Origin of the sequence: Streptomyces sp. NPDC005262 (genome assembly GCF_042872425.1) — a bacterium.
GTDB lineage: Bacteria > Actinomycetota > Actinomycetes > Streptomycetales > Streptomycetaceae > Streptomyces.
The window spans coordinates 656,650-682,865 of the sequence record NZ_JBIAKK010000002.1 but is presented as its reverse complement, the minus strand read 5'-3'; the positions used below and the strand labels follow the sequence as shown (position 1 = coordinate 682,865).

At 69.4% G+C, this 26,216-nt stretch carries 23 protein-coding genes and 1 pseudogene; 11 read left to right on the top strand and 13 right to left on the bottom strand.

From position 1 onward, the window contains the following. A partial coding sequence (locus tag ACFYP5_RS08255) for a hypothetical protein (protein ID WP_389032174.1) occupies positions 1–193 on the top strand: 193 nt, incomplete at its 5' end. 1,268 nt (positions 194–1,461) lie between these two features. Here the strand turns inward: ACFYP5_RS08255 and ACFYP5_RS08250 are convergent. After that, positions 1,462–2,415, bottom strand: coding sequence for a GlxA family transcriptional regulator (locus ACFYP5_RS08250; RefSeq protein ID WP_389032172.1), 954 nt, complete (start codon positions 2,413–2,415; stop codon positions 1,462–1,464). 158 nt (positions 2,416–2,573) lie between these two features. On the opposite strand from ACFYP5_RS08250, the gene ACFYP5_RS08245 reads away from it, so the two are divergent. Together ACFYP5_RS08245 and ACFYP5_RS08240 are read left to right on the top strand one after the other, a co-directional pair. Further along, a complete protein-coding gene (locus ACFYP5_RS08245; protein ID WP_389032170.1) occupies positions 2,574–3,212 on the top strand; it encodes an HD domain-containing protein in 639 nt (212 codons plus the stop codon). Positions 3,213–3,350: 138 nt separating this feature from the next. Further along, the gene (locus tag ACFYP5_RS08240) at positions 3,351–4,274 is read left to right on the top strand and encodes an NADP-dependent oxidoreductase (protein WP_389032169.1); all 924 of its coding nucleotides are present in this window, start codon (positions 3,351–3,353) and stop codon (positions 4,272–4,274) included. Between the two features lie 61 nt (positions 4,275–4,335). Here ACFYP5_RS08240 and ACFYP5_RS08235 read toward each other — a convergent pair whose 3' ends face one another. Beyond that, complete coding sequence (locus ACFYP5_RS08235) at positions 4,336–5,181, bottom strand: YhjD/YihY/BrkB family envelope integrity protein (RefSeq protein ID WP_389032167.1); 846 nt, start codon at positions 5,179–5,181, stop codon at positions 4,336–4,338. Positions 5,182–5,519: 338 nt separating this feature from the next. Here ACFYP5_RS08235 and ACFYP5_RS08230 point away from each other — a divergent pair, with 338 nt between their 5' ends. Then, positions 5,520–6,239: a hypothetical protein gene (locus ACFYP5_RS08230; protein ID WP_389032165.1), complete on the top strand. Its 720-nt coding sequence runs from the start codon at positions 5,520–5,522 to the stop codon at positions 6,237–6,239. A gap of 167 nt (positions 6,240–6,406) precedes the next feature. On the opposite strand, the gene ACFYP5_RS08225 is transcribed toward ACFYP5_RS08230, so the two are convergent. After that, positions 6,407–6,952, bottom strand: coding sequence for a GNAT family N-acetyltransferase (locus ACFYP5_RS08225; protein WP_389032162.1), 546 nt, complete (start codon positions 6,950–6,952; stop codon positions 6,407–6,409). Positions 6,953–7,498: 546 nt separating this feature from the next. Here ACFYP5_RS08225 and ACFYP5_RS08220 point away from each other — a divergent pair. The 3 genes from ACFYP5_RS08220 to ACFYP5_RS08210 all read left to right on the top strand — a co-directional run bounded on the left by ACFYP5_RS08220 (position 7,499) and on the right by ACFYP5_RS08210 (position 9,609). Then, positions 7,499–7,939 carry a hypothetical protein gene (locus ACFYP5_RS08220; RefSeq protein WP_389032158.1) on the top strand — a complete coding sequence of 147 codons (441 nt, stop codon included), beginning with the start codon at positions 7,499–7,501 and terminating at the stop codon, positions 7,937–7,939. 28 nt (positions 7,940–7,967) lie between these two features. Beyond that, positions 7,968–9,317, top strand: coding sequence for a DUF1254 domain-containing protein (locus ACFYP5_RS08215; protein ID WP_389032155.1), 1,350 nt, complete (start codon positions 7,968–7,970; stop codon positions 9,315–9,317). 64 nt (positions 9,318–9,381) lie between these two features. Next, positions 9,382–9,609, top strand: coding sequence for a DUF2277 domain-containing protein (locus ACFYP5_RS08210; RefSeq protein WP_389032152.1), 228 nt, complete (start codon positions 9,382–9,384; stop codon positions 9,607–9,609). On the opposite strand, the gene ACFYP5_RS08205 is transcribed toward ACFYP5_RS08210, so the two are convergent. The 4 genes and pseudogenes from ACFYP5_RS08205 to ACFYP5_RS08190 form a co-directional block, all read right to left on the bottom strand. Beyond that, positions 9,596–10,276, bottom strand: coding sequence for a DedA family protein (locus ACFYP5_RS08205; protein WP_389032149.1), 681 nt, complete (start codon positions 10,274–10,276; stop codon positions 9,596–9,598). The genes ACFYP5_RS08210 and ACFYP5_RS08205 overlap by 14 nt on opposite strands. 211 nt (positions 10,277–10,487) lie before the next feature. After that, positions 10,488–10,943 carry a DoxX family protein gene (locus ACFYP5_RS08200; RefSeq protein WP_389032147.1) on the bottom strand — a complete coding sequence of 152 codons (456 nt, stop codon included), beginning with the start codon at positions 10,941–10,943 and terminating at the stop codon, positions 10,488–10,490. Positions 10,944–11,055: 112 nt separating this feature from the next. After that, positions 11,056–12,762, bottom strand: a pseudogene (locus ACFYP5_RS08195) (alkaline phosphatase D family protein). Positions 12,763–12,882: 120 nt separating this feature from the next. Further along, positions 12,883–13,527 (bottom strand): HNH endonuclease family protein, encoded by a 645-nt coding sequence (locus ACFYP5_RS08190; RefSeq protein ID WP_389032144.1) that lies wholly within the window; start codon positions 13,525–13,527, stop codon positions 12,883–12,885. A 216-nt stretch (positions 13,528–13,743) separates the two neighbouring features. On the opposite strand from ACFYP5_RS08190, the gene ACFYP5_RS08185 reads away from it, so the two are divergent. Beyond that, on the top strand, positions 13,744–14,484 hold the full coding sequence (locus ACFYP5_RS08185; protein WP_389032141.1) for an ABC transporter permease: 741 nt from the start codon (positions 13,744–13,746) through the stop codon (positions 14,482–14,484). A gap of 27 nt (positions 14,485–14,511) precedes the next feature. Here the strand turns inward: ACFYP5_RS08185 and ACFYP5_RS08180 are convergent, their stop codons facing one another. Continuing rightward, entirely contained in the window at positions 14,512–15,183 is a 672-nt protein-coding gene (locus ACFYP5_RS08180) for an HAD-IA family hydrolase (RefSeq protein ID WP_389032138.1), read from the bottom strand. A 173-nt stretch (positions 15,184–15,356) separates the two neighbouring features. Then, on the bottom strand, positions 15,357–16,355 hold the full coding sequence (locus tag ACFYP5_RS08175) for a peptidoglycan-binding protein (RefSeq protein WP_389032135.1): 999 nt from the start codon (positions 16,353–16,355) through the stop codon (positions 15,357–15,359). A gap of 121 nt (positions 16,356–16,476) precedes the next feature. Here ACFYP5_RS08175 and ACFYP5_RS08170 point away from each other — a divergent pair, with 121 nt between their 5' ends. Further along, positions 16,477–18,519: an MFS transporter gene (locus ACFYP5_RS08170; RefSeq protein ID WP_389032132.1), complete on the top strand. Its 2,043-nt coding sequence runs from the start codon at positions 16,477–16,479 to the stop codon at positions 18,517–18,519. Positions 18,520–18,582: 63 nt separating this feature from the next. Here ACFYP5_RS08170 and ACFYP5_RS08165 read toward each other — a convergent pair whose 3' ends face one another. Next, on the bottom strand, positions 18,583–19,059 hold the full coding sequence (locus ACFYP5_RS08165) for a GNAT family N-acetyltransferase (protein WP_389032129.1): 477 nt from the start codon (positions 19,057–19,059) through the stop codon (positions 18,583–18,585). Between the two features lie 429 nt (positions 19,060–19,488). On the opposite strand from ACFYP5_RS08165, the gene ACFYP5_RS08160 reads away from it, so the two are divergent. After that, entirely contained in the window at positions 19,489–21,468 is a 1,980-nt protein-coding gene (locus ACFYP5_RS08160) for a bifunctional glycosyltransferase 87/phosphatase PAP2 family protein (protein ID WP_389032980.1), read from the top strand. A 137-nt stretch (positions 21,469–21,605) separates the two neighbouring features. On the opposite strand, the gene ACFYP5_RS08155 is transcribed toward ACFYP5_RS08160, so the two are convergent. After that, the gene (locus tag ACFYP5_RS08155) at positions 21,606–22,580 is read right to left on the bottom strand and encodes an AEC family transporter (RefSeq protein WP_389032127.1); all 975 of its coding nucleotides are present in this window, start codon (positions 22,578–22,580) and stop codon (positions 21,606–21,608) included. 152 nt (positions 22,581–22,732) lie between these two features. Beyond that, positions 22,733–24,010 carry a cytochrome P450 gene (locus ACFYP5_RS08150; protein WP_389032124.1) on the bottom strand — a complete coding sequence of 426 codons (1,278 nt, stop codon included), beginning with the start codon at positions 24,008–24,010 and terminating at the stop codon, positions 22,733–22,735. A gap of 281 nt (positions 24,011–24,291) precedes the next feature. Here ACFYP5_RS08150 and ACFYP5_RS08145 point away from each other — a divergent pair, with 281 nt between their 5' ends. Then, the gene (locus tag ACFYP5_RS08145; protein ID WP_389032121.1) at positions 24,292–25,461 is read left to right on the top strand and encodes a steroid 3-ketoacyl-CoA thiolase; all 1,170 of its coding nucleotides are present in this window, start codon (positions 24,292–24,294) and stop codon (positions 25,459–25,461) included. Between the two features lie 120 nt (positions 25,462–25,581). Here ACFYP5_RS08145 and ACFYP5_RS08140 read toward each other — a convergent pair whose 3' ends face one another. Next, positions 25,582–26,010 (bottom strand): transglycosylase SLT domain-containing protein, encoded by a 429-nt coding sequence (locus tag ACFYP5_RS08140; RefSeq protein WP_389032119.1) that lies wholly within the window; start codon positions 26,008–26,010, stop codon positions 25,582–25,584. Positions 26,011–26,216: the final 206 nt, after the last annotated feature.

The following is a 26,216-nucleotide window of genomic DNA, read 5'->3' as shown; positions in this document are numbered from 1 at the left end:
CTGTGTGCCGGTGCCGGTGGTGGTCGGCTGTGTGCCGGTGCCGGTGGTGGTCGGCTGTGTGCCGGTGCCGGTGGTGGTCGGCTGTGTGCCGGTGCCGGTGGTGGTCGGCTGTGTGCCGGTGCCGGTGGTCGTACTGGCGGGGGCATTGATGACGCTGGAATTCATGATTTGCGTCATGTTGGTGTTCGTCTGATTGATGACCTGGGTTATCAGCGTCGGCGACAAGCCAAGGCTCACCGCCTTGTTCTGTGCCGCGGCTATGCCTTGCGCCTTCGCAGCTTGCGGGGAGGCGCCTCTCTTTATCGCCGCTTGTGCTGCACTCGTCCCGGCAGCTGTCGCAGCGGCAGTACTTGTTCCGCTTCCTGCCGACGTCGCTGCCGCCCCGGTGCAAGCCACAGAACCTATGGAGAAGTTGCCCGCGCCCGTAACGGTGGTCGGTCCGATACGACCGTCAGAGGAAGAGCGCACCATCATCCCAGCAGGCGAGACTGCGAACGTCCCATTGGGAGCGAAGTTCTCTCCGGTCAGGCTATTTGCTACTACCCGACAGTTCTGGTTCGGGGCAGCGGAGGCCGGCGCGGCGGTGATCGCAGTCATCCCTCCGACAAGCGCAACTGCCGCGGCGGCACTCAGGGCGATCTTTCCTCTCATGGTTTTCTCCTTTTCGGCACCGTGCTTGTGATCCCAGTCGCCTGCCATCGTGAGCGGCGGGCCATAACCATCGTGGCTCCGGCGTAGGGGCGGGACTGGCAGAAGCAACTCCGTGTAACTACAGGTCGAGTCGAACCCCCGCCCTTACACCTTGCGCGCTCTCTTCGAGGATGTCGCGCGGAAGGATTTCCGGGATTCAACCAGTCGTGGCTCAGGGTTGGCTTCAGCGACCGCTCGCCCGGGCATCACGGGGCCGCGCGACGGGAAACAAGTGAAGAGCAGTCGAAGCATGAGAAAATGTACGCGGAGGGCGCGGCGGACCGGGGCCCGTGCCGTACGAGGCGATGGGTACCAACGCGCAGCGTCACTACGTGAGTAGGCCCCGCCGAGCCAAAACGTTCCTGCTCGGAGGCCGGCATATTGGCGGTCAAATCACGGGCAGCACCGGTTTGCGGACTCTGACGCCGTCACGGCATACCCGGTTCCTCTCGCCGTTTCTCTCTGCCGGCAGTGCAGCAGAGAAGTTCCGCATCCACAGTGACTGGCAGCAATCGCTGTCAATTGGGGAGCGAGGCGGCGCAGGCCGGCACCGGCAGGCGCGGCCCTGTTGTGCGACCGTTCACCAGTCAAGACGGTCTTGTGGTCGGCGCCAGGCTTACCAAGCTGATGTCGGCGGTTCGGAACCGTCCGCCCCCGCCCGCCAGAACGCTCCCGCAGCGAGCCGCTGATGGCCCGGCACAGCAGTCAGAACCCCACACGGCAGTCAGAACGCCGGCGCCCCTGCTGCAAGGACCATCCGACCAATTCGCCTTACTGCTGTTCCGTCTCGGTGCGGTGTGCCGTGCTGAAGCGGCGCTGAAAGGCGGCGGGGCTGATCGACATCTTCCTCACGAAAACTCTCCGCATACTCTCGTAACTCGGGAATCCGGCTAGGGAAGCCACCTGCGTTGCGGTGTGCCCTTGGTCGAGCAGAGCTTTTGCCATGTCGAACCGGATCATCTCCACGTACCGTGCCGGCGTGATGGACAGTTCGTCGTGAAAGAGTCGCGTGAGATGCCGAGGGCTCACATTTATGTGCTTGGCGAGCTCACCGAGTGAGTGATTTCCCGCGGGATCAGCCGTCACCAAGTCGGTGACCCTACGGATGACCGGAGATCGGGGTGGCGGTCCCTGCAGGGGGGCGGAGAACTGTGACTGGCCGCCTGAACGCTGCAGATAGACCACCAGAGCGCGGGCGACATCGCGGGTCAGATCAGGGCCGTGATCCTCCTCGACGAGTGCCAGCGCCAGGTCGATGCCGGCGGTCACGCCCGCCGAGGTGTACGTGTTGCCGTCACGAACGTATATCGCATCAGGTTCGACGCGGCTGGCCCGGCAGCGGACGGCGAGTTCTTGCGCGACCTTCCAGTGCGTGGTCGCACGCTTGCCGTCCAGGAGGCCGGCGGCGCCGAGGACGAATGCTCCGGTGCAGATGGACGCGACCCGGTCGGCCCGGAGCGCCAGGGTCTGCGTGGCCTCGACCAGATCACGGGCGACAGGGCTGCGCGGGTAGCGGTCCGCGCCGACCACGAGGAAGGTGTCGGGAGCAGCCTGCGAGGCGGCGGCGTCGACCGCGATCCGGATCCCGATGGACGAGGTGACGTCGGTGCCGGTCGGTGACGCCAGCACGATCTCGTAGTCGGCACCGAGTCGGTTCGCTTCCGCGAACACCTCCGCGGGACCGGCGACGTCCAGCAGTGTGACCCCGTCATAGACGAGGATCACGACCCGATGCGTGGCGGTCGCACCCCCGTTCCCCACCTGTCCGGATTCAGGTGACTCATGGCGGGACCGAGGTGGCGCCGAGGGGCCGGTGGTCGGCAGGGTGGAAGACGGACGCACCGTTCATTCGTAACACACCGATACCGGAAAGCGCAGAGGTCATGACTGAGATCATCGCAGGGGTGGAGATTCCCGAAACAGAGGCGGTCGCCGAAGCCACCCGTCTTATTGAGAAGACGACCAGGCCCCTCATCTACCATCACTCCCGGCGCGTTTTCGTCTTCGGTGTCATTCATGCCCGCAGGCTCGGTCTGCAGCCCGATCCGGAGCTGCTCTATCTGTCCGCCATGTTCCACGACACCGGCCTCTTGACGCCCTTTTCCGATGTGGAGCAGCGCTTCGAGGTCGATGGAGCTGACCATGCACGCAAGTTCATGCTCGACCGAGGTTTCCCGACCACAGCCGCCGACGTGGTCTGGACGGCTATTGCGCTGCACACGACGCCGGGAATTCCCGGCCGGATGGGCCCGGAGATCGCCATCACGAATTTCGGCGTCCTGACCGATGTGCTCGGTCTGGGTCTGGGCGAGCTGGATCGCGCGCAGGTGGAAGAGATCATCGCCGTCCATCCGCGGGGCGACTTCAAGAACGAGTTCCTGCAGGCCTTCGTCGACGGACTCGAGCACCGCCCGGAGACCACGAACGGAACCGTGAATGCGGACGTGCTGGAGCACTTTGTTCCGGGTTTCCATCGCACAACCACGGTCGAGCGCATCATCGGCGCCCCTTGGCCCAGCTGATCGGAGAGCCATAAGAGACAACGTGATGAAACGTGCAAGTCCGTCCTCACGCCGGCCGTCGTCCCGGACGAGGGGCCGCCTCAACCGTGCGCGTCTCCGCCGACGTGGGTGAAAAATTTCTGCCGGAAAGGACCCATCATGCAAGCCATCACCGTTCGAGACCGTGACGCGGGTGCCGGTGGGCTCTCCCTCACGGACATGCCCCACCCCCACGCCGCTGAGAACGACGTCATCGTGCGGGTGCATGCCGCGGGGTTCACCCCTGGAGAGCTCGACTGGCCGGGATCCTGGTCCGACCGCGCCGGCCGCGACCGGACGCCGAGCGTACCCGGGCACGAACTCTCCGGCGTGGTCGCCGAACTGGGCTACGGGACCACGGGCCTGACCGTCGGGCAGCGGGTGTTCGGACTGGCCGACTGGACCCGGAACGGATCACTGGCCGAGTACACCGCGGTGGAGGCCCGCAATCTTGCGCCACTACCGGCGGACGTCAGCCACACGGTGGCCGCCGCCCTGCCGATCTCCGGGCTGACCGCATGGCAGGGACTGTTCGACCACGGCCGCCTCACGACAGGCCAGACCGTCCTCGTCCACGGTGCCGCCGGCGGTGTCGGGTCGATCGCCGTGCAGCTCGCACGCGAGGCGGGCGCCCGAGTGATCGGCACCGGACGGGCCGCCGGCAGGGACACCGCACTCGGTCTCGGCGCGGACATCTTTGTGGACCTGCAGAACGACCGGCTCGAGGACATCGGCGAGGTCGACCTCGTATTCGATGTGCTCGGCGGCGAGATCCTCGACCGCTCGACCGCCCTGGTACGCGCCGGTGGCACCCTCGTCACCATCGCCGCGCCGCCCAGAATCCAGCCTGAGAACGGCCGGGCCGTCTTCTTCGTCGTCGAAGCCGACCGGGTCCGCCTGGCGGACCTCGTCCAGCGTGTCCGGGACGGACGACTCAGGCTGGTCGTCGGGGATGTGCGGCCACTGTCCGAAGTGCCCGAAGCGTTCGTCGGCAGCGGCCGCCGGGCACGCGGCAAAACGATCATCCAGGTCGCGGAGAACTGAAGGCGAGCGGCCCTTCGACCGCGTCGGGCGATGGCCGGCCGTGCACATCAATGGTTCGAGCTCAATGGTTCGAGCCCTTGTTCCGATGATGAGAGACCTGTTTGCGTGCCGTGCGCCACCGTGACCGAGTCTGCTCGACCACGCTGTCCCACTGCCGGCGCACCTCATGGTCGGAAGGGCGGTGGCCCTGACGGATCCGGCTGAGCTCGTCCCGTACTTCTCGCCCCAGTGCCGCCGATGCAACCAGGACGAGCATGGCTGCGAAGAGGGCGGAGATCATTGCGAAGACGGCACCGACCACCCCGTAGCGTGCTGCGGAGGAGTTGAAGAGGTGTGGCATGTAGATGGTCGCGCCCACTGAATAGGCCGCCGTCAGCACGGCGCCGGTGATGCCGAAGGGAAGCAGGTCCGGCCAGCTGATCCGCTTCGCCGACAGGATCCGGCCGCTCCAGACGAGGAACGCGGCGGTCACCAGTACCCCACACGCCGAAGCGGCCGCCATACCCAGCACGCCCTGGGTATGGAGCCCGGAGAGCAACGTGCTGATCACTACGTAGCCACCGAGAGTGAGGATCCACCACAAGCCGTTGCGCGTGTTGCGCACACTGAGGGGCTTGAGTTCCCATGCCTGTTCGAAGAGCCGCTGTGCGGCTCGCGCGAAGCTCAGCACCGAGATCGTCAGAAACACGACCCCGAAGACGCCCACGCTTGCGCTGGTCGCCTCGGCGGGCGAGAACAGCGAGCTGACTGCCGTGGCGCCCGCTCCGGTGAGGTGGTAACGCTCGATGATCCGCTCTGCGGCGTCGAAGTGCACGAAGTTGCCCAAGACGGCGCCGAGGAGGACGGAGAGCGGGACCAACGCCGTCAAGGCGCTGGACGCCAGGGCCATCGAGCGGTCGAAACCCACGATCTTCTGAAACCGGTTGATGACCCGCAACGCGAAGGCCGGCCGCAGCCAGAACGTCAGTGTTCTGACGATGCGCTCTCGATTGATCCCCGTCGTCCTGCCCTCCGTGAAGATCGGGACCTTTGTGGCGACGCGAGCCTAACGGCCGGACGCCTGACCGATGAACGGCGACACGAGGGTGAGGGAAGGGAGGCGACGGCACGCTGAGCTCGCGGGTGGCTCTGCCGTCGCCGCGGCCGCCGCCCGGCTCGAAGGCGTCGCCCGGCGCTGAGCCCGGCGAGAGATCGACTGGCGCGCTTTCGGGACGACCCACCAGAATGCACTGGAGGAGGCCTGACATGAACGAGCTGCTCACCCGGGCGATCGAAGCCCACGGTGGGATCACGCGCTGGCAGGAACTCAACCAGGTGCAAGCCACCCTCGTCAGCGGTGGCCACCTGTTCGACGTCAAGGGCCTGCCGCAGGATTCCGCGCCGCGCGACATGACCGTCCGACTCCATGAGGAGCACGCCTCGGTCAAGCCCTTCGGTGCCCCTGACCAGAAGACCGACTTCACTCCCGGGCGAGTGGCCGTCGACAAGCTCGACGGGCGCGTGGTGGCCGAACGCAAGGACCCGCGGACGTCCTTCACAGGCCACGTCCTGGAGACCCCCTGGGACCCGCTGGACCGCGCCTACTTCAACGGCTACGCACTGTGGACCTACCTCACCACGCCGTTCCTGCTGTCCATGCCCGGTTTCACGGTCACCGAGATCGAAGCGTGGCGGGAGGGAGACGAAGCCTGGCGAGGACTGCGCGCCACCTTCCCGTCCGGGATCGCCAGTCACAGCACCCAACAGGACTTCTACTTCGGCCCGGACCACCTCCTGCGCCGGCACGACTACCACGTCGACGTCGCCGGTGGGTTCGCCGCCGCGCAGTACGTGTACGACCACGTGGAGGCGGACGGCATCGTGCTGCCCACCAGACGCCGGGCCTACCGCCGCGACACCGACGACCGACCCGTCCTCGATGAGGTCATGGTCTCGATCGACCTCAGCAGCATCCACTTCAGCTGACAGAGGACCTGACCGAAGCCGTCAAGGCTGCGAGTGTTCCGCCGCAGGTCTCGTGAGGGGCCGTCACCCGTCGGCCACCCTCTGCGTGGCTTTCCCGGCGGCCCGCCCGCCTGCTGGGGGCCGGGTGGGCTGCTGCTCCGTATGGCAGCTGTCCGAATGCTCTTCGGTCAGAGTGGAGCAAGGATCATCAGGACCTCGTCACGGGTGTCGTCGGGTGTGAGTCGGAGGGCTGCGGGCCAGCGACCGGTCTCTCGCCATCCGAGCCGTCCGTAGAAGTCCTCCAGTCCCTCGCCTCCCCGGGCTGCGAGGCGCAGCTGTTCCAGGCCCAGCTCATCGCGGGCGATCTTCCGGAGCGCGAGGACGAGGGCGGAGCCTATGCCGCGTCCGCGGAACGCGGGGTGGGTCTGCAGATGGTGGACCGTGCCCCAGTGTCCGACGAGCCGGTGGGGATCGCGGTTGAGGATGACCCATCCGGCGAGGACGCCGTCGGTCCGGGCGACAAGGAGTCTGCTCCGGTGTGGGTCGAGACGGCTGAGGAGCTGGTCCGCGACAGGGGTGACGTCGTCCTCGCCGACAGGCGGGAACGGGAATCCCGCGGCGCCGCCGGTGTTGGTGACCGTGATCCAGCAGTCGATCAACTCCCGCCGGAGTTCAGGGGCGACCTCGTGCGGGTCCGTCATCTGTACCAGGTCGAGGGCGCTGTCGTGCGGCATGAGGAGGAGGATGCCAGAGGGGTCCGACATCCCTCGCCGCGGTCAGGATCTCGTGGTGCGTTCGCCGACCTGGGCCGATGCCGGTCGTCGTATGCGTCGGCACGCGTTCGGTGCCAGGGCGCCGAGGGGGGCTGCTACACGTGATGGCGTGATCTTCCTGGTGCGCCATGGTGGTGGTGTCTCGCCTTCTCACCGGGGCTGGGAGCCCACGTCCGGGCGCATCCGGAGCAGTACCAGTGCCACAGGTGCGGGGCGGCCGGTGTCGTGCGACTGGTGTCACGCCAGAGTGCCCGGTGATCCAGGCAGTGGGGGCAGTTCGGTGACTGGTGCACCACGGCGTCCTCCTGCGTCGATTGGTGGTCAGCGTGGTACGGCGGCCGGTGGTCCGGTGTGCGGACCCGCCCTTCCCACTCGTACGGGGGACCCGGGCCGGCGGTCGGGCCGCGATGCCGTCACCCGAATGGATGCGTACAGGTGGTCGCACGGGAACGTGCCGCGCAAGGTCGGTTCTGTCCGGCTTCATCCCGTTCCGGCCCAGGAGTTTCCATGGCACAGACAGCGCCCACGCCCGGCACGTCCTCCCGTCCTCCCGGTCTGCGGGACGACAGCAATCCCTGGGCGGCCGGTGGGGTCATGTTCGCCGGTGTCCTGCTGATGGTGGACGGCGTCCTGGGGGTGATCAAGGGCATTGCCGGTATCGCGTCCGACGATGTCTACGCCCGCATCAGGAACTACACGTTCAAGTTCGACGTGACGGGCTGGGGATGGATCCATTTCGTTCTCGGCGTGATTCTTGTCGTGATCGGTCTGGGCATTCTCAAGGGTGCCGGGTGGGCCCGGGTGCTGGGTATCGTGATTGCGGCGCTCAACATGATCGCCAACTTCATGTGGCTGCCGTACGTACCGATCTGGGCGATCATCTCCATCGCCATCGACACGTTCGTCATCTGGGCCCTGTGCACGGACCGTTCCAAGGCGCTCGTCTGAGTGCTGGTGGGGACGGAGGACTGCATTCATGGCTGCTGCATCCGATCCGTCGGAAGAGCTCGTCGCTCTTGCCGCCGAGGCGTATGTCTACGGGTATCCGCTGGTCTTCGACCTCTCGACGGCCGAGGACTTCATGCAGGTGGGCGTCGGCCCGCTGGCGCCCACCCCGTTCAACCACTTCGCGCACTCGGGCCGATCGGCGGACCCCGGCACCCACTTCGCCTCCGTCGGCGGCGACACGCTCTGCTCGGTCGCCCAGCTCGATCTCTCCGGCGGGCCGATCCGGCTGCACGTCCCCGACACCGACGGTGCGTACTACGTGCTGCAGTTCGTGGACACCTGGACGAACAACTTCGCGTACGTCGGCCGCCGCGCCACCGGTACGGACGAGGGTGAATGGCTCGTCGTGCCGCCGGGCTGGGCGGGCAGTGAGCCCGGTGGGGTGCGTGGGGTGATCGACGCGCCGACCTCCGTGGTCTCCGTCGTCGGCCGCATCGCCTGTGACGGCCCCGACGACGTGGAGCGGGTCCGGGCGCTGCAGGAGCAGCTCACGCTCACGCATCTCGAACCCGGGACGCACCGCACCGGGCTGCCCGCGCCCGACACCGACGTACTGGCGCAGCTGCGCTTCTTCGAGCAGCTCAGGGTGTGGATGGCCGACTTCCCGCCGGCTGCCGCCGACTGCGCGTACCAGGACCGGTTCCAGGCGCTGGGGCTGCTGGAGGAGGGGCCTTCGCCCTACGTCTCCGCCGATCCCGTCCTCGTTCGCGCACTCGTCGAGGGCATGGAGCGCGGCCGGTCCCGTGTGGCGGAGGCCGGGCAGCCGGGTGCGGTGGACGGTGGGCGCTGGGTGATGGATCCGCATCTCTTCGACTACAACCTGGACCGTTTCGGGGTGGGGACGATCGACTCGCCGGAGTGGAAGATGGCCGACCGGGAGGCGTCCTACCTGGCCAGGGCGGTGGCGGCACGCAACGCGCCGTGGGGGTCCCATGGGTACGAGGCCGTGTGCGCACACACCTCCCACGACGCCGACGGCCATCGGCTGAACGGTGCCCACTCCTATGTGCTGCGCTTCGAGCAGCCGCCGCCGGTCGGGGCGTTCTGGTCCGTGACCATGTACGACGCCCCGGACGGCCGCCTCGTCGAGAACCCGGCGGGCCGGTATGCGATCGGTGACCGGACGCCCGGGCTGGTGCGTGCGGACGACGGGTCGCTGACCATCCACCTGGGGAAGGAACGCCCTGCGGAACCCGCGGCGGCGGCGAACTGGCTGCCCGCGCCCGACGGGGACTTCCGGCCCGTGCTCAGGCTCTGCACGCCGGGGCGTGCGGTGCTCGACGGCAGTTACGAGATCCCCGCGGTCGAGCGGTGCTGAGGCCGGTCCGGGGGCGCCCGCTTGCCGCGCGGGCGATGTCAGTGGGTCGGTACACACTGGAGGCATGTGCCGCAGCATCAAGACCCTTCGCCCGCCCGTCCTTCCCGAAGAGGCCACCGAGGAGGACATCCGGGCCGCCGCCCTGCAGTTCGTACGCAAGGTGTCCGGCTTCCGCGCTCCGGCCGCGCACAATCAGGAGGTGTTCGACCGGGCCGTCGACGAGATCGCCGAAGCGACCGCCCGACTGCTGGGCGGTCTCGAGGTGCGGGGTGCGTCCGTCAGGACGTCTTAGGTGCCGAAGCCGTCGCGGTGGCCGTCGCGGGGGTGGCTGCTGCCGCGGCGGGGCGGCGCATCAGGTACGCGGCCAGCGCGCCTGCCATGAACAGGGCCAGCACCGAGACCGCCGTGCCCAGCCATGTCGTGCCGAGCCACTGGCCGCCGAAGTAGCCGAGACCCACGCTGTAGGCCGCCCAGGCCACGCCGGCCAGGGCCGACCAGGGCAGGAATTCCTTCACCTTGCGGTGCGCCGCGCCCGCGCCCAGGGAGACGACCGAGCGGCCCGCCGGGGCGAAGCGGGCGATGACGACGAGGATGCCGCCGCCGCGGCTCAGGGCCGCGCCGAGACGTTCCTGCGCGGTGGTGAGGCGGCGGGAGCGGGCGATGGCGCGGTCCAGCCGGTCGCCGCCGCGCCAGGCCAGGCGGTACGCGACGAGGTCGCCGAGCACCGAGGCGGTGGCCGCACTCAGGATCAGCGCGAGGAGCGACGGAACCTGGGGGACCTCTCCGGCGGAGCCGGCCGCGCCCGCGACCGAGGTCGTGCCGGCGGCGGCCGCTGTGGCCGCCGTGATCACCAGGACCCCGCTGGGCAGCACGGGCAGGAAGACGTCCAGGAGCACCGAGAGGGCGACCACCGCATAGATCCATGGGCTGCCGGTCAGCGCACCCATACTCTCGAGCACCTTCGCGTACTCCCCGTTCGTTCCAACGCCGCGACGTCGCAGGGGAGCGGCAGGGGCGGCAGGGCCAGCTGTACAGCGTACGCCTGCCGTTTACCTGTACATCATTACGCGCGGGGGATGTTGTGTACCTCACGTGTCACATGTGACGCGCCTGCCTCATAGACCTCGGGGGCCGGTGGGGCAGGCGCGGCAACACGGGAGACACCGAGGCTCAGGCCGCGACCGCCGGTGCCTGCTCGCGGGTGCGGTCCTTGCCGGGCTCCGTGTCACTCCGCCGTGCGAACAGCCGGTCCAGGGCCAGGGAGCCCGGGCCGGTGAAGACCAGCAGCAGGAACACCCAGCAGAAGACCGCGGACGGCTCGCCGCCGTTCTGCAGCGGGAAGAGCGCCTCGGGCTGGTGGACCTTGAAGTACGCGTACGCCATGGAGCCGGAGGCGACGAAGGCGGCGATGCGGGTGCCGAGGCCCAGGACGATCAGGGTGCCGCCGACGAGCTGGATGAGCGCCGCGTACCAGCCCGGCCAGGTTCCGGTGGGTATGGAGCCGCCCATGGCGCCGCCGAGGACGCCGAAGAGCGAGGCGGCGCCGTGGCAGGCGAAGAGCAGGCCGACGACGATCCGGAACAGGGCGAGAGCGTGCGGCTGTGCACGGTTCAGGCGGGTGTACATGAGGGGAGGGCTCCTTCGGTCGGTGGGGGACGAGAACCGATTGAGCGCCTCAGGTTAGGGTGACCTCACCAGTGCTTGCAAGTTCAACCTTTTGCCCCTGGCTGAAAATTGCCTATTCGCCGGCGGTCAGCGTCCGCTCCAGTACCGTCTCCAGCTGCGCACCTGTGGCCTTCTCCCTGGCCTGAACCAATGTCAGCGCAGCATTCCGGCCATGCAGCGTCAGCGTCATCAGCTGATTGCCGAACCACGGCCCGCCGGTCTTCCGCCACCGGATCGGTGCCGGGCCCGTCCGGCCGTGCCGCGCCAGCAGCCGGCCGAGCCGACGCCCTGCCCGGCTCCAGCCGAAACGGAACCCCGCTTTGAGCGGGCCGGGGACCGAGTTGTGCACGGGAGAGCAGGTCAGCTGCAGGATGCGCGCCCCGGGGTCGGCCTCCGGCGCGTCGGCCGGCCACGTGGGCTCCGCGATGTACGCATGGTGCACATCGCCTGACAGCACACAAACCGTCGCCGGGGCGTCCGGACCGCTTCCCGCCTCCCGGATCAGCTCCGTCAGCCGGCGGAAGGAGTCGGGGAAGGCCGCCCAATGCTCCAGGTCGGAGCGGCGCCGCAGATTCTCGCCGAACCGCGCCCATCGCCCGTCCGGCCCGCCCCGCTCGCCCCGGCACAGCGCGGCGTTCCACTCCTCCGCGTCATGGATGAGCGGGGGCAGCAGCCACGGCAGCGAGGTGCCGATCAGGAGATGGTCGTACGAACCGGGGTCGGCGAGGGCCTCCTCGCGCACCCAGTGTGCCTCCTTGTCGTCGAGCATCGACCGGCGCTCCTCGTCCAGTACGCGGGCGGCTCGGGTGTCCACCATCAGCAGCCGTACTCGGCCGAAAACACGGCGGTAGCTCCAGCGGGTGCGCGTGGGGTCGGCGTCCGCCTCGGCGGCGAAACGTCGCAGCACCTCGGTGCCGTCCGGATCGGCGCGTACCGCCGCGTAGACCGGGTCGGCGGCCAGGGCGGCGGGGGAGAGGTTGCCGAGGTGCTGATAGACCCAGTACGACGCCAGTCCGCTGACGATCCGCTCGTGCCACCAGGGGGTCGAACGGACGGAGGCGAGCCACGCGGCGCTGGTGTTCCAGTCGTCTACCACATCGTGGTCGTCGAAGATCATGCAACTGGGGACGGTGGAGAGCAGCCAGCGCACCTCGGGGTCGCGCCAGGACTCGTCGTAGAGGTGGGTGTACTCCTCGTAGTCCGCGACCTCGGCGCCCGGCGGCTCCGCGAGGTCGCGGCGCGCGGCAAGGCGGCTGCGGGTCGCCTTCGACGTCTCGTCCGCGTACACCTGGTCGCCGAGGAGGAGCAGCACGTCAGGGCGTGCGGCGCCGGGGTCGGCGGCGAGCCGGGCGGCAAGGGTGTCGAGCGCGTCGGGGCCGGCGGCGTCCCGCTCGCCGATGGGGGGAGCGGCCCAGCGGCAGGAGCCGAAGGCGATCCGGACGGGCGTCGGCTCCGCGTTCTCGTCCGCCGCGGAGGGTGCGGGGGATATCGGGGGTGTGGTGATCGTGCTCGCCGGGAAGCCGGAGTCCTCGAGCGGCCAGACCCTGCGGCCGCCGAGCAGCACCTCGTACGCCGTGGTCGAGCCCGGTGTCAGGCCCGTCACCACCACCAGTGCGTAGTGGTGACCCGCGATCGCGAACGTCCGGGAGGAGCCCGACGCGCCGTCCGCGCACCGGACTTAGGCCGTGGTCGGCCGGTCGGCCTCGACCCAGACGGTCGCGGTGGAACCCGTCTCCCAGTCGACGTACCGCAGTAGTGGTCCCAGGCGCAGCCCGGCCATGAGGTGTCCTCCTCGCGTCGTTCCGTACGGACGGGGCCCGTGCGCGTACGGACGAAGCCCGTCACGTGCGAGTGGGCTCCGTACCGTACGGAACGGCGGGGGAGGGGTGAGCGGTTCCGGTCAGCAGCCGTTGAGAACGGACTGGAGCGCGCTCTTCTCCGCCGAGTCGACGGTCAGGTTGTAGTAGTGCTTCACGTGTACCCAGGCGCGCGCGTACGTGCAGCGGTAAGCGGTGCGCGACGGCAGCCACTCCGCCGGATCCTGGTCGCCCTTGGACTGGTTGACGTTGTCCGTGACCGCGATGAGCTGCGGGCGCGTCAGGTCGTTGGCGAAGGACTGGCGTTGTGCGGTGGTCCAGCTGCTCGCGCCCGAGCGCCAGGCCTCGGCGAGCGGGACCATGTGGTCGATGTCCAGGTCGGAAGCGGCGGTCCAGCTGGCACCGTCGTACTCGGAGTACCAATTGCCGCTGACGGCCGAGCAGCTGGAGTTCTGCGTGACGTTCGTGCCGTCCCGCTTCAGGACGACCTCGCGGGTGTCGCAGGCCCCCGACTGGGTTATCCAGTGCGGGAACAGGTCCCGGCTGTAGCCGGACGACGAGCCTTCCGCCGAGACGGTCAGCTGGCTCAGGTAGGTGCGGGCGGTGGACGCGGCGACCGGCGTGGGCATGGCGGCCTGGGCGGTGGGCGCGGTGAGCAGTCCGCTGGTTGCGGCAAGTGCGGCGGATGCGACGACGACGCCGATGCGACGCGCGTAGACACCTGACATGCGAACTCCCTTGACGTGGGGGGCCTTGGGCGGGCGACCTGCGAACCCGGCCATCGTGGCGGCGCCAGGTTTCTGTGGGGTGGGCGCCAGGTAACAGAGTGGCGACATGTGCACGTCACATCAAGAGGTGCGACAGGGCTGACGCACCGGCAGTTCCTGGCTGCGGAAAGCCGATTCGTGCCGGATGCCGGAGTGGGCCCGGCCTAAGGTGGCCGCGTGCTGCTTCCGGTCGACATCACGCTCGGCGTCGTCCTCGCCCTGCTGCTCGCGGCGGCCGCCGTGGTCGCCGCCGTGGCCTCGCTCGGCCGGTCGCGCGAGATCGTCCTGGCCGGACTACGGGCCGCGGTCCAACTCGCGGCCGTCTCCGTGCTCATCGGCTGGGTGGTCCGCTCGTTGCCGGCGCTGCTCGGCTTCCTGGCGCTGATGTACGCGGTCGCGGTACGGACCGCGGGGCGCCGGATCACCGCGAACCGCACCTGGTGGTGGGCGGCCCTGCCGATCGCCGCGGGGGTCGCGCCGGTGATCGCCGTCCTGCTGCTCACCGGACTCCTGCCCGTCCGCGGCCTCGCGCTGATCCCGGTCACGGGCATCCTCATCGGAGGTGCGCTCACCGCGACCGTGCTCGGCGGGCGGCGCGCGCTGGACGAACTGACGATGCGGCGCGGGGAGGTGGAGGCGGGGATGGCGCTCGGACTGCTCGACCGCGACGCGCGGATGGAGATCGCCCGGCCCGCGGCGTCGGAGGCGCTGCTGCCGGGGCTGGACCAGACGCGGACGGTGGGGCTCGTCACGCTGCCCGGGGCGTTCGTGGGCATGCTGCTGGGCGGCGCCTCGCCGGTTCAGGCGGGGGCCGTGCAGTTGTTCGTGCTGGTCGCGCTGATGGCCGTACAGGCGGTGGCCGTCGCGACGGTCCTCGAACTCGTGGCGCGTGGACGGATGTACCGGGACAGCCCTTAGGGATGTTCTCGGCCGATCGGCCGGACGCTACCGGGCAAGGGCGGCGCTGACGTGCAGGCGGATCGAGCCGTCGGCCGACGGGTCCACGCGGATCTGCGTCAGATCGTCGACGTGCGCGTCCGGCGCCAGCGCCGCGGCGCGCGGACCGACGCCCACGACGCGCATGCCGGCCGCCCGGCCCGCCGCGATACCGGCCTCCGAGTCCTCGAAGACGATGCAGTCCGCCGGGGCGAAGCCCAGTTCGGCCGCGCCCTTGAGGAAGCCCTCGGGGTCGGGCTTGCTGGCGCCGACGCATTCCGCAGTGACGCGGATGCCCGGCATCCGCAGTCCGGCTGCCGTCATCCGGGCCCGGGCCAGCGCCTCGTCCGCCGAGGTCACCAGGGCGTGCGGGAGCGCGGCGATCTCGTCCATGAAGGCGGGGGCGCCGCCGATCGGGACCACTCCGTCGGTGTCGGCGGTCTCCTCGGCGAGCATCACGCGGTTGTCCGCGTAGTTCTGCTCCATCGGGCGATGGGGGAGGAGTACCGCCATCGTGGCGTACCCCTGGCGCCCGTGGACCACCTTGAGCGCGGCCTCCGGGTCCAGGCCCTCACGCAGTGCCCACCGCCGCCAGCAGCGCTCCACCACGGCGTCGGAGTTCACGAGGGTGCCGTCCATGTCGAGCAGGAGGGCACGTGCGGTGAGGACGGTGGCCGGCATCGGCGGTCTCCAGGCGGGGGGAAGGAGGGCAACGCGGGGTGGCGCGAACGAGCAGGTGAAGAGAACAAGCAGCCCCGCCCGCCGGTCAGGGAGTACGGGCGAGGGCTACTTTGTTCCATCACGATACAAAAACCTGCCCGGGAAAGCGAATCCCGCGCGGCGGACCCCTTCCGTCAGGACCGGCCGCGGCCCGTCGTCTCCGCCTCGAGCGCACGCCGGGTGTTCGGACCGTAGACGCCGGCCGGATCACCCTCGATGGACTTGTACGACTGGTAGACGCTCACCGCGTGCTCGACCTGGCCCGTGTAGTCGCCGTCGTCGCGCCCCCGGTACAGCCACACCTCCTGCAGCCGCCGTTGCAGCTCGGCCACCGCGGGGCCGTGATCGCCGCGCTGCAGTGTGCGATCGTGCGGTTTCGAGATCGACGGGGCCGACGACGTCCCGGCGGACTCCTCGGCGGAGGCCGGCGCCGACGGTGCGGCCGGATGCGACGAGGTGGCGGACGGGGTGGGCGATGCGCTCGCCGAAGGCGAGGCGGAGGCGGATGCGGACGGCGACGCGGAGGCCGAAGGCGAGGCGGACGCAGATGCGGCGGCCGACGTCGACGCATCGGGTGAGGTGGACGCGTCGGGCTCGGCCGACACCACGGTGCTCGGCAGGGCCTGCTCGCGGTCGGCGCCCTCCTTGCCGTCCCCACTGAACAGTCCGCCGACGAACGCCGCGGTGCCCACCACCGTGACCACGGCCGCGACCACGGCTACCGCCGCGAACGGGCGGCGCCGGCGCGGCTGCACCGGATCCACCCGGCCCATGGTGTCCGTGGCGTCCCTGGTCCCGTAGCCGGGCTCCGGTGCTCCGGCGCTGTCCTGCGGTGCGGGCGGCGGACCCGTCATCGCCTCCGGGTCGAGGAACAGCGGCATCGTCGTGGCCGCGTCGTTCCCCGACGGGGTGTCGGCCGCCGTCCCGTCGCCCCCCAGCGTCACGTACGGCCTGATCCGCAGCGGATCGAAGTCCTCCGCCGCCGCTGTCTCCGCCTGTGCGGCGGCCCGTCGCGCCGCTCGCTCCGCGCATCCGCAGCCGGGCCCGGCGGAGGGTCTCCCCTCCGGTGTCCCGTCCGGTCTCTCCGCCGATCCGTTGTCCGTACCGCACTCCGGGCAGACCTGTCCGGTCATTTCGTGGGTCCCCTCCCCTTGAACTGCCTGCGATTATGCAGCCCGCCGCGATGACGCCCCAACAGGCCATAACGGTCCACTGCGGCCAGGATGGGGATGTAGTGGACCCGAGGAGAGTTTTATGGCCAACCAGCTGAGCCCCCCGGCCCTGGCCCCCGGCGAAGCCCGCTCCCAGCGGACCGTCCTTGTCGCCATCGGCGCCCTGCTCCTCGGCATGCTGCTCGCCGCACTCGACCAGACCATCGTCTCCACCGCGCTGCCGACCATCGTCAGCGATCTCGGCGGCCTGGAGCACCTGTCGTGGGTGGTCACCGCCTATCTGCTCGCGTCGACCGCCGCGACCCCGCTCTGGGGCAAGCTCGGCGACCAGTACGGGCGCAAGAAGCTCTTCCAGATCGCCATCGTCATCTTCCTCGTCAGCTCCGCACTCTGCGGCATGGCCCAGAACATGCCGCAGCTGATCGGCTTCCGTGCCCTCCAGGGCCTCGGCGGCGGCGGTCTGATGGTGCTCTCGATGGCGATCGTCGGCGACCTCGTCGCCCCGCGCGAACGCGGCAAGTACCAGGGCCTGTTCGGTGCGGTCTTCGGCATGACGAGCGTCCTCGGACCGCTGCTCGGCGGCCTCTTCACCGAGCACCTCAGCTGGCGTTGGGTCTTCTACATCAACCTGCCGATCGGTGTCGTCGCGCTGCTCGTCATCGCCGCCGTGCTGCACATCCCGGTCCGCGTGGCCAAGCACACCATCGACTACCTGGGCACCTTCCTCATCGCCGCCGTGGCCACCTGTCTGGTCCTGGTCGCCTCACTGGGCGGTACCACATGGGCCTGGGGCTCGGCACAGATCATCGGGCTCGCCGTCCTCAGCGTGCTGCTGCTGATCGCTTTCGTGTCCGTCGAGCGGCGCGCCGCTGAACCCGTACTGCCGCTGAGGCTGTTCCGGATCCGCACGTTCAGCCTGGTCGCCGTCATCAGCTTCGTCATCGGCTTCGCGATGTTCGGTGCGATGACCTATCTGCCGACGTTCCTGCAGATCGTGCACGACATCACGCCGACCCTGTCCGGTGTGCACCTGCTGCCGATGGTCGTCGGCCTGCTCGTCACATCGACCCTGTCCGGCCAGATCGTCAGCCGTACCGGCCGCTGGAAGGTCTTTCCGGTCCTGGGCACGGGCATCACCGCGATCGGCCTGATGCTCCTGCACCGGCTCACGGAGTTCAGCAGCACCGGGCAGATGAGCGCCTACTTCTTCGTCTTCGGTGCCGGGCTCGGTCTGGTGATGCAGGTCCTCGTGCTGGTCGTGCAGAACGCCGTCACCTACGGGGACCTGGGCGTCGCCACCTCCGGGGCGACGTTCTTCCGCTCCATCGGTGCCTCGTTCGGTGTCGCCATCTTCGGCACGATCTTCACCAACCGGCTCACCGACAAACTCGGCGCGGCGCTCTCCGGTATCACCCTGCCGCCCGGCGTCGACGCCGGCCGGGTGGCCGCCGACCCCCGCGCCATCGCCCAACTGCCGCCCGCGCTGCGGCCTCCGGTGCTCCATGCGTTCTCGACCTCGATCACCGATGTCTTCCTCTACGCCGCCCCCGTCGTCCTGATCGCCTTCTTCTTCGCCTGGTTCCTCAAGGAGGACACGTTGCGCGGCTCGGTGACGGCCCCCGACAGCACCGAGACCCTGGCGTCCAACCCGGTCGAGCGGTCCTCGTACGACGAATGCGCACGGGCCCTGTCGGTGCTCGCGACCCGCGACGGGCGACGCGACGTCTATGTGAAGATCACCGAGCGTGCGGGGTACGACCTGCTGCCCGCGGCGAGCTGGATGCTGCTGCGCGTCAAACGCCACGGCACCGTTGAACCCGGGCTCCTCGCGGACACCATTCCGGTGCCGGTGCGCGTGATCAGCGACGCGGCGCGTCAGCTCGAGGAGCGGGGTCTGGCCCGGCGTGTAGGGGTGCAGCTGGTGCTCACCGACGAGGGCTCGGAGGTCGTGATGAAGCTCGCGCAGGCCCGCGAGGAGTCGCTGGCCGAGCTGTTGGGCGACTGGTGGGGGCCGGAACGGCCGAGCGACCTGCACAGACTCGTGGAGGAGCTGACCGCCGAGACGTGCGGATCGAGCGAGGAGCAGCCGCACGGTCCGGAGCCGAGACGGGACCACGCGGTCTGAGCCGGGCGGCTCGATTCCGGCGGCCCGGCAGGCACCGCCCGATCCGGGACGGCCTCGCCCGGCCTACAGCTCCTTGGCGAACCAGTGCTCCGCGTACGGCTTCCGGTGAAACGCCGGGACTTCGGCGTAACCGTGCTTGGCATACAGCCCGCGCGCCTCCACCAGGTCGTTGCGGGTGTCCAGCCTGATCCGCCGTACGCCGAACGCACGCGCCGCGCTCTCGACGGCCGTCAGCAGCAGCCCGCCGCCGCCCGTGCCGCGGAACTCCGGGCGTACGAACACCCGGGTCAGCTCCGCAACGTCCGCGTCGATCAGGAGCAGCCCGGCACAGGCAGCCGGCTTCCCGTGGAACCTGCCGACGACGAACTCGCCGGTCGGCGGGGTGAGCCGGTCGACACCGTCGTCGGCGAGCCCCTCGTCGATCTCCCGGGCGGTCGCGGGGCGCCCCCAGTACCGGCTGGCGACCTCGTCGTAGTAGTCCCGGCGCAGTGCGGTGGAGTCGGGAGAGTCGAAGGGGTCCGGGGCAACAGTCCAGGTCATGTGCGTGATTGTGACTTGCGCATGACCGGGAGCCAAACGGTTTGACCGGCGGTCCGGCCCACACGGACGGCCCTGCGGTTCGGGCGGTGCGGGATCTCCGTACCGCGCTTCACTCCGCGCACGACTGTTCGTGACCTTCTCGTGGGCGGCGGTCACACCGACGGCGGCACGCGCGCGGCCTCTCCCACCCGGCCGCTGCGTCCGGGGCCGATCGGCGATCCGAGCATTCTTCCGGACAAAGCGGGGTGACAGCCCGGCGAAGAAGAGGTTGATTGTGTCTACCTCGTAGCGCAATGCGAAGGTTTCACAGCACGTCCTGGGACGAGGACGGCGGATGAACGGCGGGAGGGTCGGCGCAGCGTGGCGAATGCGGAGCACAGTGTGCGCGGAAACGCGGCAACGGGGGCGAGGACCGGGGCAGCCCGTGCTGTGCTCTGGCTGGTTGTCGCCTTGCTGGCGGGACGGCAGATGGCGGTGGTGCTGCGGCAGCCGCCGGACGAACGGCTCACCGATCTGGAGACGTGGATCGGTGAGAACGGTGTCCTGCATGTGACGGGTTCGCTCTACGACAGCGACCGGTTCACCGGCACCCCCTTTGCCGGGCTGGTACTGAAGCCGCTGGCCCGGACGGCCGAACAGAGCCTCGGCGTCGCCTGGACCTTCGGTTCGCTGCTGCTCGTCGCCGCACTCGGCCTCGTCGCGGCCCGCGCGCTGCCGGGGCCCGTCTCCCGTCGGACCGCCCTGCTGGCGGCCCCGGTCGCGATCAGCCTGCTGATGCTGTCCCTGCCGGTCCGTAACGCCCTCCACCTCGGTCAGACCAGCATCCTGCCGGTCCTGCTGGTGCTCCTCGCTTGTTTCGTGGCCCGGGGAGAACGCGCCTCCGGCGTACTGATCGGAATCGCGGCCGCGCTCCAGCCGACCGTGCTGCTCTTCGCCGTCCTGCTCTGGCTGACGGGCCGCCGCAGGGCCGCAGTGACCGGCGGCACCGCATTCGCCGTCTGCACCGCGCTGGCCTGGGCCGTGATGCCGCACGACTCATGGTCGTACTGGGTGCACCATGTCGCGGGCGCCGGACTCGGCGACAGCGCGGACAGTCTCGCCAACCAGTCCCTGCACGGCGCGCTGCTCCGCCTCGGCCTGGCGGGCCCGCTCGAGGTCGGGCTGTTCCTGCTGCTGGCCGCTGCCGTCTGCTACGTCGGGCTGCGGCGCGCCGTGCGGTACGCGAACGACGGCCAGCTGCTCCTCGCCGTCGCCGTGACCGGCTGTGTCGCCGTCGCCGTCTCGCCGACCGCCTGGCAGCACCAGCTGCTCTGGGTGCTCCTCGCCGTGGTCGGCCGGGCCGGCGAGCGGGCCTCCGACCGGCTGGTGTGGCCGGCTGTGGTGGTGCTCGTGATCACGCTGCCCGGGAAGATACTTCTGCCGAACATCCCGGTCGCCTTCCCGGTGCGGGACAACGTGCTGCTCCTCGCTGCGCTGGGCGCCGCCTGCGCCGCGCCGTTCCTGTCGCGCACCTCGCCGTACTGGCAGCGGCCGGTCCTCACGGACCACGCCGTCCCGGTTCCGGCCCGTTGGAGCCGCGTACCGCTGCTGCCGTTCTGGCGACGGGTGCTCAGCCGTCCCAACCTGCTGCTCGAACTCCTGCTGATCAGGGTCGTCTACTCGGGATACGCGCACGTCAGGCTGGCGGCGACGGCTGGCCGCAGCACCGCCGAGGCGCACGGCCGGCAGATCCACTCGCTCGAGAAGTGGCTGCACATCGACATCGAGCACTGGGCCAACCACACGGTCGTCCACATCGGCTGGCTGAAGGGCTTCTTCGACTACTACTACGCGACGTTCCACTTCATCGTGCCGCTGGCCATCCTCGGTGTGCTGTACGTACGACGTCCCGCGGACTACCGCTGGGCCCGCTCCACCCTCGGCTTCGCCACGCTGGTCGCGCTGCTCGGCTTCTGGCTCTACCCGCTGGCGCCGCCGCGGCTGATGCCGGGGCTCGGCTTCATCGACACGGTCCATGGTGTCCAGGACTTCGCGAAGCCGGACTACGGCACGCTCACCTCGATGACCAACCAGTACGCGGCAATGCCCTCGCTGCATTTCGGCTGGTCGCTCTGGTGCGGCGTCATGATCGTGATGCTGGCCCCGAAGCTGTGGATGAAGGCGCTCGGACTGCTGCACCCGCTGTTCACCGTCTCGGCGATCGTCGCCACGGCCAATCACTGGGTGCTCGACGCGGTGGGCGGGGCGCTGGTCATCGGGCTCGGCTTCGTGCTCACTCACGTCCTCGCGGGACCGCGAAAGCTGCAACCGGTGGTCGACCGGGCAGCCGGGGCGGAACGGAACCCGGCCGCGGCGGAACGGGCCGCTTCCCACCAGGTGACCGGCGAGACGGTGGGCAGCAAGACGTGAGCGGCGACCGGTTGCACGCGTGCCGAAGGGGTGCCTGGACGACCTGTTGCCGTCCGGCACCCCTTCGGCGTGGATCGCCGCTTACCCAGCATCCGCCTGTCCCGGGCGGCCCGCCACTCGAACAGCCCAAGAAGCGGTCAGTGGGACGGCCCGAGCGCCCAGGCGGCGAACGACAAGGTGGCCATGGAAGCGACCGTGGAGGCGACGACGGAGTTGCGGGCGAGCTTGGTGTCCAGACCGTACTGGCGGGCGTAGATGAAGGCGTTCTGGGCCGTCGGCAGCGCGGAGCACACCACCACGGCCAGCAACTGATGGTCCGGCAGCCGCAGCAGCGGGCCGCCGACGAGGAACGCGATCAGCGGCTGGACCAGCGTCTTCAGCACGACGGCGACTCCCACCTCCGCGCGCTCCCCGGAGTCCGCCACTCTCTCTGACGGTGCGCCGGCCGCCGCCGGGCGCCCGTTCAACGACAGGCCGAGGGTGATCAGGGCCGTGGGCACCGCTGCCGCGCCGAGCAGATCGAAGGAGTGCGTGAGAGCGGTCGGCAGTCGCAGCCCGATCGCAGAGACGGCGACGCCGAACATCGAGGCCATGATGATCGGGTTGCGGACCGGCATGGTCAGCATCCGCCGGAAGGTGACGCCCTTTCCGGAGCCGGACCCCGTACCCGTGTCGAGCAGTGTCAGGATCACGGGGGAGACCAGCAGTACCTGGAACAGGATGATCTGCGCGACGAACGAAGCGTCGCCCAGCACCTGAACCGCCACCGGGATGCCGAGATTGGCGGAGTTCACGTAGCCGGACGCCATGCTGCTGATCGCCTGGTCGGCGGTCTTGCGGCCGAAGAGGCGCCGGGCCAGGACGAAGCCGAGGGCACAGACGAGTGCCGTGCCCGCGGCGAAGGCCACCATGGAGGAGTTGGCGAAGGCGTCCAGCCGTGCGCCGGAGACCATGATGAACAGAGCCGCGGGCATGGCCACGTGGAAGACGAACCGGCCGAGCACGGCTTCCGCCTGTTCTCCGAGGAGGCCGCTGCGGCCGACCACGTAACCGATGCCGGTGAGCGTCCAGATGGGGGCGAAGCCGGAGAGCAGGGCGTGCATGGACGCCATGATCCTCGTACGTCCCCGCGCTTCCCGGAGCGGGGGTGCGGGCAGGCCACGGGGGCGGATGGGCAACGGCGGCGGACAGGTCGCGGGGCGCGGACGGGCGGCGGGGGCCGGGGCGTAGGGGAAGGCCACCGCCGCCCGAATCCGCGAACCGGTCAGCCGGTGGGCGTACCGGCCTTGTCCGCCGTGCCGGCTGCGCTGACCTGCAGTTGCTTGATTCCGTTGAGCCAGGCGGAGCGGAGCCGCCGCGGGTCGCCGACCAGCCGCAGGTCCGGCAGCACGTCCGCGATCGCGTTGAAGATCAGGTTGATCTCCATGACGGCGAGGGACTTGCCGAGACAGAAGTGCGGTCCCCCGCCACCGAAGCCGAGATGGGGGTTGGGGTCCCGGGAGATGGAGAAGGCCTCCGGGTTCTCGAAGACCTCGGGGTCGTTGTTGGCGGAGGAGTAGAACAGCCCGACCCTGTCCCCCTTCTTGATCCGCTGCCCGCCCAGGTCGACGTCCTGCGTGGCGGTCCGCTGGAAGGAGACCACGGGGGTGGCCCAGCGCACGATCTCCTCGGCGGTCGTCTCCGGGCGCTCGCGCTTGTACAGCTCCCATTCGGCGGGGTGGGTCAGGAAGGCGTGCATGCCGTGGCTGATCGCGTTGCGAGTGGTCTCGTTGCCGGCGACGGCGAGCAGGATCACGAAGAAGCCGAACTCGTCGGAGGAGAGGTTGCCTTCGCCCTCCGCGGCGACCAGCTGGGAGACGATGTCCTTGGCCGGGCACTCCTTGCGGTCCGCCGCCAGGTTCATCGCGTACGAGACGATCTCCATGGCCGCCTCGGTGCCGACCTCTTCGGTGATCGCGTACTCGGGATCGTCGTACGCGGCCATCTTGTTGGACCAGTCGAAGATCTTCGACCGGTCCTCCTGAGGTACGCCGATAAGCTCGGCGATGGCCTGGAGCGGCAGTTCGACGGCGATATTGGTGACGAAGTCGAAGGAGCCGTCGTCGTCGGCGGAGGCGAGCGCGGTCTCGACGATCGAGCGGGCGCGGCTGCGAAGGGTCTGCTCCAGGGACCGGATCGCACGGGGAGTGAAGCCGCGCTGGACGATCTGGCGGACCCGGGTGTGCTCGGGCGGGTCCATGTTCAGCATGATCAGCTTCTGGACATCGATCTGGTCGCGGCTGATCGACTCGTTGAAGCGGATGACTGCCGTGTTGGTGTGGGACGAGAACAGTTCAGGGTGTGTGGAGACGTACTTGACGTCCGCGTGCCGGGTGACCACCCAGTAGCCCTCGTCGTCGAATCCGGAGATGCCGGCCGGCTGGGTGCACCACCAGACCGGGGCGGTCTCCCGCATCCGGGCGAACTCCGGGTACGGGATACGGGCTTGGAGCAGGTCGGGGTCGGTGAAGTCGAACCCTTCGGGCAGATGAGGGCAGGGCATCGGCAACTCCAGGTCGGTCCGAGGGCCGCCCGAGCCATGTCTGACGGCCCATCAGAAGTTGCCGGAAAGGTAGTAACGAGTTCTACAACTCGCAAGAGCCATGGCCGGATCTGTTGCGTGAAGACTGGGTGTGCCAGGCAGGAAGTGGGTGCAAGGTGCGTGCACGGCTCTTGCGTACCGGGGGTAAGCCTCATAAGACTGCTTGCAGAACTAGAACGCGTACTAGTTCCTTCCGCGGGCGCCGGGACGCCCCTGCGGAAGTGCGAGGAGAGGACGAGCTCATGGCCGCGGAACCCGTCATCGTCGAAGCCGTACGCACCCCCATCGGCAAGCGCGGAGGCGCGCTCGCCAATCTGCACCCCGCCTATCTGCTGGGCGAGACCTACCGTGAACTCCTCGGCCGCACCGGCATCCATGCCGACTGCGTCGAACAGATCGTCGGCGGTACGGTCACCCATGCCGGTGAACAGTCCATGAACCCGGCGCGCAACGCCTGGCTCACCGTGGGACTCCCGTACGAGACCGCCGCCACCACCGTGGACTGTCAGTGCGGCTCCTCGCAGCAGGCTTCCCACATGGTCGCCAACATGGTCGCCGCCGGAGTCATCGACGTCGGTATCAGCTGCGGTGTCGAGGCCATGTCGCGCGTACCGCTGGGCAGCGGCTCCAAGCACGGCCCCGGGAAGCCCTGGCCGGACGAGTGGAACGTCGACCTGCCCAACCAGTTCGAGGCCGCCGAACGCATCGCCCGCAAACGGGGCCTCACGCGGGAGAACGTCGACTCGCTCGGGCTGATCTCGCAGGAGCGGGCAGCCGTGGCCTGGGCCGAGGAGCGCTTCAAACGGGAGACGTACGCGGTCCAGGTGCCGACCACCGAGGAGGAGCAGGCGGCGGGGCAGGGCATGTGGCGCCTCGTCGACCGCGACGAAGGGCTGCGGGACACCACCATGGAGGGGCTCGCCCGGCTCAAGCCGGTCATGCCCACCGCCATCCATACCGCGGGCAACTCCTCGCAGATCTCCGACGGTGCCTGCGCGATCATGTGGGCGTCCAAGCGGATGGCGCGGGCGCTCAAGCTCAAGCCGCGTGCCCGCATCGTCGCCCAGGCACTGGTCGGCTCCGACCCGCACTTCCATCTCGACGGCCCGGTCGACGCGACCCGTGCGGTGCTGGGCAAGGCCGGGATGTCGCTGAGGGACATCGACCTCGTCGAGATCAACGAGGCTTTCGCGTCAGTGGTGCTGAGCTGGGCGCAGGTCTTCGATCAGGATCTGGAGAAGGTCAACGTCAACGGTGGGGCCATCGCACTCGGCCACCCGGTGGGCGCCACCGGGGCCCGGCTGATCACCACGGCACTGCACGAACTGGAGCGCAGGGACAAGGAGTTCGCGCTCATCACCATGTGTGCGGGCGGAGCGCTGGCCACCGGAACGATCATCCAGCGGCTCTGAGGGCGACCCCAGGCCGGGTGTGGACAGGTGCGCCGCGGCCGGGGTGCACGCCGTCCGGCAGGCCGAAGGCCCCGACCGGAACCCGGTCGGGGCCTTCGTGTGGAGCTGCTTGCCACCGGCTCAGTACCAGTGGTTGGCCTGCCAGAACGTCCAGGCGGCGCACGGGCTGCCGTAGCGGGAGTTCATGTAGTCCATGCCCCACTTGATCTGGGTCGTGGGGTTGGTCTTCCAGTCGGCGCCGGCCGAGGCCATCTTCGAGCCCGGCAGTGCCTGGACCAGCCCGTAGGCGCCCGAAGAGGCGTTGGTGGCGCTGGGGTTCCAGCCGCTCTCGTGCGACACGATGTTGCTGAAGCACTGGAACTGCGCCTCGTTGCCGATCATCGCTCGCGCCGTGCCCTGTACTCCGGTGGCGGCGGACGCCGGCGCGGCCATGGCCGGGGTGACGCCGAGGCCCAGACCGGTGGCGCCGAGGACCGCGGCGGCGCCGGCGACGACGGCCTTGCGGCGAGCGGTGCGGGGCTGGGCGAGGATGTTACGGACGAACGACACAGGGGAACCTAACCGTTGGGGACGGGGGAGTCGCGGACCGAGCCCAACAGTGCGGGGGCCGGTGCTCGTTGACCGCGTTCCGTTCCGGAGAACGCTTGCGGTGCTCGGCGACGTGACCAGTCTTAGCCGCGGCGTTCAACCGTGGCAATGACCCCCGATACGGCCTTACCTAGCATCACGGCCCAGAAGTCCCGAACCGCCCCGAA